This is a genomic window from Yoonia sp. (assembly GCF_017854415.1).
Taxonomy (GTDB): domain Bacteria; phylum Pseudomonadota; class Alphaproteobacteria; order Rhodobacterales; family Rhodobacteraceae; genus Yoonia.
Genome location: NZ_JAFMHR010000157.1, coordinates 1 through 6,082, shown reverse-complemented (window position 1 = coordinate 6,082; position 6,082 = coordinate 1). Strand labels below are relative to the sequence as shown.

Genomic DNA, 6,082 nt, shown 5'->3' with positions numbered 1-6,082 from the left:
GCAGGTCTGGCATGGCCGAGGTGATGCCAACATCAACCGCCATCACATCATAGGCAATCGGTGGACGGCCCGCGACGGCGATGGTTTTGGCCGCTATATCGATTCCTGTGGCATAGCCGTTGATGATCCGCGCACCAGCAAAGCGGGCCAGCTTGACCAGATCAATATCAAGTTCCGCCCGTGTATAATGTCCGGCGACAAACCCCGGCAGCATCCCCGAATATGGCGCGGTCGGTCCGGGGTTAATCACGGTTACCCGCACACCCGGCAGCGGGTTCATACCCCATTTGCGCAGCACCAGCGCATGGGTATGCCCACCGCCAATCAGCACAAGGTCGCGGGTAAGAGGAAGCGTATTCATGAGGCAGTTCTAACGGGCAATCCGCTATGGGGAAAGCCATTGTCCTTGCCAATGACGGTCACGTGAGAAACTGGCACGGCGGTGGTCTGCGCCTAGATGCACCGCGTCAATGTGAACAACAGTGCAGGTCAGCACCGCAAATGTCGCCGGGTCAGGCTGCTTGACGTAATCAAGCGCCGTTTTTATCGGCGCACCGGGTGGGGGGGTGACACCGTATGACTGCTGCGCATGATCGGGGATTTTGTGCCAAAGCGCGCTCACCGCGTCACCGGACTGGATTGTAACTTCGGTCTGCATACGGATTTGCAGGTTTTGATCTGCATCCCAAATGTGCAACGCCGCGCGCGGGCTTGCTTGCAGGCTTTTGATCTTGTCGGAATATAGATCGGTATGCGCCGTGATCGTGCCGGCCGTGGGATCAACCCCGCGCAACACAACGGTCCGCGCTTCTGGCCAGCCGCTTGGGCTAATTGTTGCAAATGTTGGCCTGCGTGCCGGATGGGCGGCGTCCGCCACGCCAAGCGCAAGCGTGTCCCACACCCGTTTCAGCGTGCCTTCGGTTGTCTCGAACCAGTCACTCATAGCCCGTCATCTCCAAATATCCGACGCCTGTGTGGGTTCCCGTGACTGTCACCGGGCCTTCCCAATAAGGGACCGATGTCGCCATCCACGCATCATTATTGATCGCCGATACCGTCACATCGACGCCTTTGCTTGGCAATGTCACGTTCCAGCGGATTGGCACGTCAGCATCGTTTGTGGCAAGTGGTATCGCGGTCAGAGCTCCGTCCGAAAAGGGCGTTGTCGTTCCATCCGCGTCGATCCAAGTGGCAGATGTAAAATGCGCCCCATCGGTTTGCTGCAAGCGAAAGCCCATCAATTTATCACCGTCATCAAAAGACAGCGAAAACCAATCCCATCCGGTTTGATTGTCCGCCAAAGGCTGCGAGGACCATTCGCGGTCCAACCACGCGTTTCCAGTGACTGCGACGTCACCCTCTGGCAGGCGCAATGTCCCTGCGATTTCAAATAACGGTTGCGAATAATAATAAGATGCTTGCCCTGCGGCAGATTTCACCGAATAGCCTTCCGCACCATGAAAGATAAGCGGGCCTTGCGCGGTCAGGTCCATGTCATAGGCAAACTCAGATCCGCTCGCCGTCATCCGCAGAGTGTTCCAATCGCCGCTTAGCGACCAGTCATCAATCCATGCGTCAAACGGGTCGGCCTTAACACCCGCCTGCCCGATCCCGCCGCGTGCCAAGCGTTCGCTGACGTAGTGATCGGTCGACGTTGTCACCGCAGCATGGCCCATCCAAAGTTGTGGCGCGGTCCAGCCATCGCCCGCCTCTGGCGCTAGCGCAGAGCGGAACAGCGTCCATTGCAGGCCGTAAGGCGTGCCATCTGCGGATTCGAGGTTGGCGGTCAGGTACCACCATTCGATGCGGTAGTCATTGTGGGCGCCGTGATCGGCAGGAAACGAAAACGTAGGGTTCGGTTGCGGTACCGAAAAACCGTCAGCTTGCGTGCCCAAACCTGCGAACCCTTGGGCCAGTGCAGACATCGGCAACCAGCATAGAAGGGTGAGGGCTTTAACGTTCATTGGAAAACACCTTGAGCAAATCCGCAGGCGGCGTGCGGGCCAACCTGCGCGCGGGCCACAGCGCGGCCAACCCGGCGGCCAGCAATGCAAATACCGCCAGACGCGCGTAATCGGCGGGGAATAAATACATCGGCAAACGCCAGCCGAAAGCAGCCACATTGACGACCGCCAGCAAGGCCCAAGCGAGCGCCAAGCCCAGCGGCAAAGCGACCAAAGCGGTCAACAACGCGAGCATGACTGCACGCAACAATTCCAAGCGCCCCAACTGGTTGCGCGTCATGCCCATGGCCCACGCGGGCGCAAGCTGCGGGACGCGCATGCTGGCCAAAGTCAGCAAGCTCATCAAGATCGCAAAACCTGCAACGGCAAGCGTTAGAACATTGAGCGCTGTGGTGACGGTGAACGTCCGCTCAAAGATAGCGAGCGAGATTGCTTTGATGCTGGCTTGATCGACGGTTTGGGTCGCAGGGATACCCGTCTGCGCCTCAAGATCAGCGACAAAGTCCGCCACGTCTGCGGGCGGCATGCGCACGCCAAAGTTTTGTGGCGAGATGTCTGGGTAGAGAGTGGTGAAGATCGCCTCGGACATCACGACTTGCCCTATGGGATTGCCGTAGTCGCCGTAGACGCCCGCGACGGCAAATGAGCTGTCTTGCAAGGTCACCGTGTCACCCACAACCAGTCCTGCGCGGCGCGAAAGCTGTTCGTTAATCAGCACAGTTTCACCTGCGAAAGTGGTGTCCCATGCCCCCTCAGCGTTCTGTAGAAAGACCCAGAAATCACGGTAGGTCGCGTGATCGCGTGCCCCGAACACTTCTGTCGGCTGACCTGCGACTTGCGTATCGGCACTTTGGATCGGCAGGATCGCGTCGGCGCGGCTAGCCGCGTAATCGAGCAAGGCCGCCGATTGCGCGGCGTCGCTAGTGCGCACATAGACTTCTGACGCGAGCCGTTGATCTAGGAAATCGGTAAAGGTGACCCGAAAGCTTGATACCATCGTCGACACGCCCACGTTTGCGGCCATCGCCAGCAACAAAGCCATCAAAGCGAGCGATAATCCTGGCAATTGCTGGCGCGTATCGGCCCAGAACCACTGTGCAGTGACAGATCGGGCGCTCCGGTTCATCGCGGCCAAAATACCGCTGAGGATGATCGGCAGAGCAAGTGCCGCACCGATCAACAGCGTCGCAAGCAATGCAAAACCGCCGATCAGCCCGTCAGCGGTGAACATCAAGATGGCGCTGACAACTAAAAGGGCAGCTGCGATCGCACCTTGTGTTTTCGCCCGTTGCCCTGCCGCCATGGCCAAAGCGCGCGGTTGGGCGGCGGCCAACAGTGGCATTTTCGTCATTTGATACAGTGCACCACTTGCCGCGATTGCTGTGCCGCCCAGCGCTATGGCAAGGCCTGACAGCCACCAAGACGGACGCAATTGCAGCGTGCCTGACACATCCGCCCCGTAAAGGCCGCGCAAGGTTGCCGCCACATCTGGCAACAGCAAAGCGGCGATCACGTAGCCCAGTGCCACCCCGATGATCCCCGCGATCAGCGCGAATATCATCAGTTCAGCAGCCATAAGAACAATCAAACGCCGCAGCGGTAGGCCCAGCGCGCGCATCGTGCGCACGACGGGTCTGCGTTGTTCAAACGCCAACCCAATCGCCCCGTTAACAATAAAAATTCCTACCGCAAAAGACAACAATCCGAATGCGGTCAGGTTCAAATGAAAACTGTCGGTCAGCCGCGCGATGTCGCTGCCACCTTGGGCGGGCTGCACCAACAGATCAGGGGCGATTTGGGCCAAGTCAGGGCGGCCAAGCGGTTGACTTGGAAGAACGATCAGGCTGTCAATTTGCCCCACTTTGCCCAGCAAACGCTGCGCCACGCCGATGTCGGTGATCGCGGCACCGAGCGCCGTCTCAGCAGCAATAATCACGTCAAGGTCCGGCAGTTGCGCCGCAGTTTCAGCATTCGCGAAAAGCTGGCCCTGACCCGTCAGAAAGCTGCCAATGTCTGCGCCCTGTGCCGGCGTAATCGGCCCGATGCCAGCGGGCGCTGTCAGTGGTTCTACCCCTACAATCCGCACGCCGTCCAAGCGCCCTTGCAGCACCGGACTGACCAACCAACCTGCACGGCGCAGTGTGATGTAAGTCTCTTGTGCCATCGGCTGCCCGTCACGGCGCACAAGACGGTCATACTGCCCTTCGCCCAAAGTAGCTGCGGCTGCGTCATAACTTGCCCGTGCCTCGGCGTTCACGGCCTGAACGCCTGACCACAAAGCCGTCGCGAGCGCCAAGCCCGCCAGCAATGTGAACAACTGCACAGGATTGCGCCACCAATGAGATAACAGCGCCTGAAGGGCTGCTTTGGTCATGCGACTTGGCCTGCGCGCAGGTGCAATCGCCGCGACATGCGCCCTGCGAGTGCAGCGGAATGTGTGACCATCAACAGCCCCGCGCCCGCCTCTGACACCAGTTCCAGCATCAGGTCCATGACGGTAGCTGCGGTTGTTTCGTCCAGATTACCGGTTGGCTCGTCGGCCAAAACCAAACGGGGTTTGGGGGCGAGGGTGCGCGCGATGGCGACCCTTTGTTGTTGCCCACCTGACAGCTGTTCGGGATATTTGTTCAGGTGCGGACCAAGGCCCATCCGGTCAGCCAACTCTGCGGCCCATTTGGGATCATACTGCTCTGACAGCCGTGCTTGGAAGGCGATATTATCAGCGACCTTCAGGCTTGGGATCAGGTTGAACTGTTGGAATACGACGCCCACGGTGCCACGGCGCAATGCGGCGCGACCGTTATCATCAAGGGCCGCAATATCTTGGCCTTGCAGCCAAATCTGTCCGCGATCAGACGCATCAAGACCACCGATCAGATGCAGCAGCGTGCTTTTGCCGCTACCGGATTCGCCCGTAAGCGCCAGTGTTTCACCAGCCGCCAGCGTCAGATCAACGCCGCGCAGCACCTCGAAAGGGCCATCTGCGGTTTGATAGGTCTTGTGAATGTCTTGCACGGAAAGCAGCATCTGCACCTCTTGTTTCATCGCAACCTAACGCACCAGCTGCCGAAGGAAACAGCCATGCCGTCACGTTTTGCTGGCCATCGCCTGTGTCTGCTGTAGCAATATGTCGAACCATCAAGAGAGGCTGACATGAAAGATATCGTAATTCTGGGCGGCGCACGTACCGCGATTGGGGCATTTGGCGGGTCATTGGCAGGGACGTCGCCGATTGAACTTGGCACGGTCGTGGCCAAAGCCGCGCTTGCGCGATCCGGCGTTGAAGGCGCACAGATTGGCACGGTGGCGATTGGCCATGTGATCAACACCGAACCAAAGGACATGTACGTCAGCAGGGTCGCTGCGATGAATGCGGGCATTCCTGACACGACCCCTGCGATGAATGTGAACCGCCTTTGTGGGTCCGGCGTGCAGGCGATAATCTCGGTTCTGCAGTCGCTCGCGATGGGCGATGCTGATTTCGGTCTGGCAGGCGGGTCCGAAAACATGAGCCGATCACCCTACATCATTTCCGATCAGCGCTGGGGTGCAAAGATGGGCGACATCCGCACCCAAGACATGATGCTGGGTGCGTTAAATTGTCCCTTCGGTACGGGCCACATGGGGGTCACCGCAGAGAATGTCGCGGCCGAGCATGGCATCAGCCGTGCAGACCAAGACGCCTTTGCCCTGCAAAGTCAGGAACGTGCTGCAGCGGCGATGCAAGCGGGATATTTTGACAGCCAGATCGTGCCGATCTCTGTAAAGCAACGCCGCGAGATGATGGATTTTGCCAAAGACGAGCACCCCAAAGCGACTACGCTTGAGGCGCTATCGGGTCTGCGCGCTGTTTTTCAAAAGGACGGAACAGTCACGGCTGGCAACGCATCTGGTCTGAATGATGGGGCGGCGGCGATGGTTTTAGCGACTGCTGAAGCCGCTGAAAAAGCCGGATTAACCCCTAAATTTCGCGTACTTGGCTATGCCCATGCCGGCGTGCGACCAGAGGTGATGGGCATTGGGCCCGTCCCTGCCGTGCGCAGTCTGTTTGAGAAAACAGGTTTGTCTGCGAGCGACTTTGACGTGATCGAAAGCAACGAAGCTTTTGCGTCGCAAGC

At 58.9% G+C, this 6,082-nt stretch carries 5 protein-coding genes and 1 pseudogene; 1 reads left to right on the top strand and 5 read right to left on the bottom strand.

Annotation, left to right across the window (positions count from 1 at the left end):
- The 5 genes and pseudogenes from QZ197_RS14155 to QZ197_RS14135 form a co-directional block, all read right to left on the bottom strand.
- Nucleotides 1-361, bottom strand: a pseudogene (locus QZ197_RS14155) (bifunctional NADH dehydrogenase FAD-containing subunit/selenide, water dikinase SelD); the annotation flags it as partial.
- Nucleotides 362-385: 24 nt separating this feature from the next.
- Nucleotides 386-943, bottom strand: a complete 558-nt coding sequence (locus QZ197_RS14150) for a pyridoxamine 5'-phosphate oxidase family protein (protein ID WP_296432776.1) — start codon at nt 941-943, stop codon at nt 386-388.
- Nucleotides 936-1,964 (bottom strand): lipocalin-like domain-containing protein, encoded by a 1,029-nt coding sequence (locus QZ197_RS14145; RefSeq protein ID WP_296432775.1) that lies wholly within the window; start codon nt 1,962-1,964, stop codon nt 936-938. The genes QZ197_RS14150 and QZ197_RS14145 overlap by 8 nt, the downstream gene beginning before the upstream one ends.
- A complete protein-coding gene (locus QZ197_RS14140) occupies nt 1,954-4,338 on the bottom strand; it encodes an FtsX-like permease family protein (protein WP_296432774.1) in 2,385 nt (794 codons plus the stop codon). Before QZ197_RS14140 ends, QZ197_RS14145 begins: the two co-directional genes overlap by 11 nt.
- Nucleotides 4,335-4,991: an ABC transporter ATP-binding protein gene (locus QZ197_RS14135; protein ID WP_296432773.1), complete on the bottom strand. Its 657-nt coding sequence runs from the start codon at nt 4,989-4,991 to the stop codon at nt 4,335-4,337. Before QZ197_RS14135 ends, QZ197_RS14140 begins: the two co-directional genes overlap by 4 nt.
- Before the next feature lie 126 nt (nt 4,992-5,117).
- On the opposite strand from QZ197_RS14135, the gene QZ197_RS14130 reads away from it, so the two are divergent.
- Nucleotides 5,118-6,082, top strand: a 965-nt coding sequence (locus tag QZ197_RS14130) for an acetyl-CoA C-acyltransferase (RefSeq protein WP_296432772.1), incomplete at its 3' end; no start/stop codon positions are given.

Excerpts from the sequence above, each read along its gene's own strand:
- QZ197_RS14135 (WP_296432773.1), bottom strand. The coding sequence starts at position 4,991 with ATGCTGCTTTCCGTGCAAGACATTCACAAGACCTATCAAACCGCAGAT.
- QZ197_RS14150 (WP_296432776.1), bottom strand. The coding sequence starts at position 943 with ATGAGTGACTGGTTCGAGACAACCGAAGGCACGCTGAAACGGGTGTGG.
- QZ197_RS14140 (WP_296432774.1), bottom strand. The coding sequence starts at position 4,338 with ATGACCAAAGCAGCCCTTCAGGCGCTGTTATCTCATTGGTGGCGCAAT.
- QZ197_RS14145 (WP_296432775.1), bottom strand. The coding sequence starts at position 1,964 with ATGAACGTTAAAGCCCTCACCCTTCTATGCTGGTTGCCGATGTCTGCA.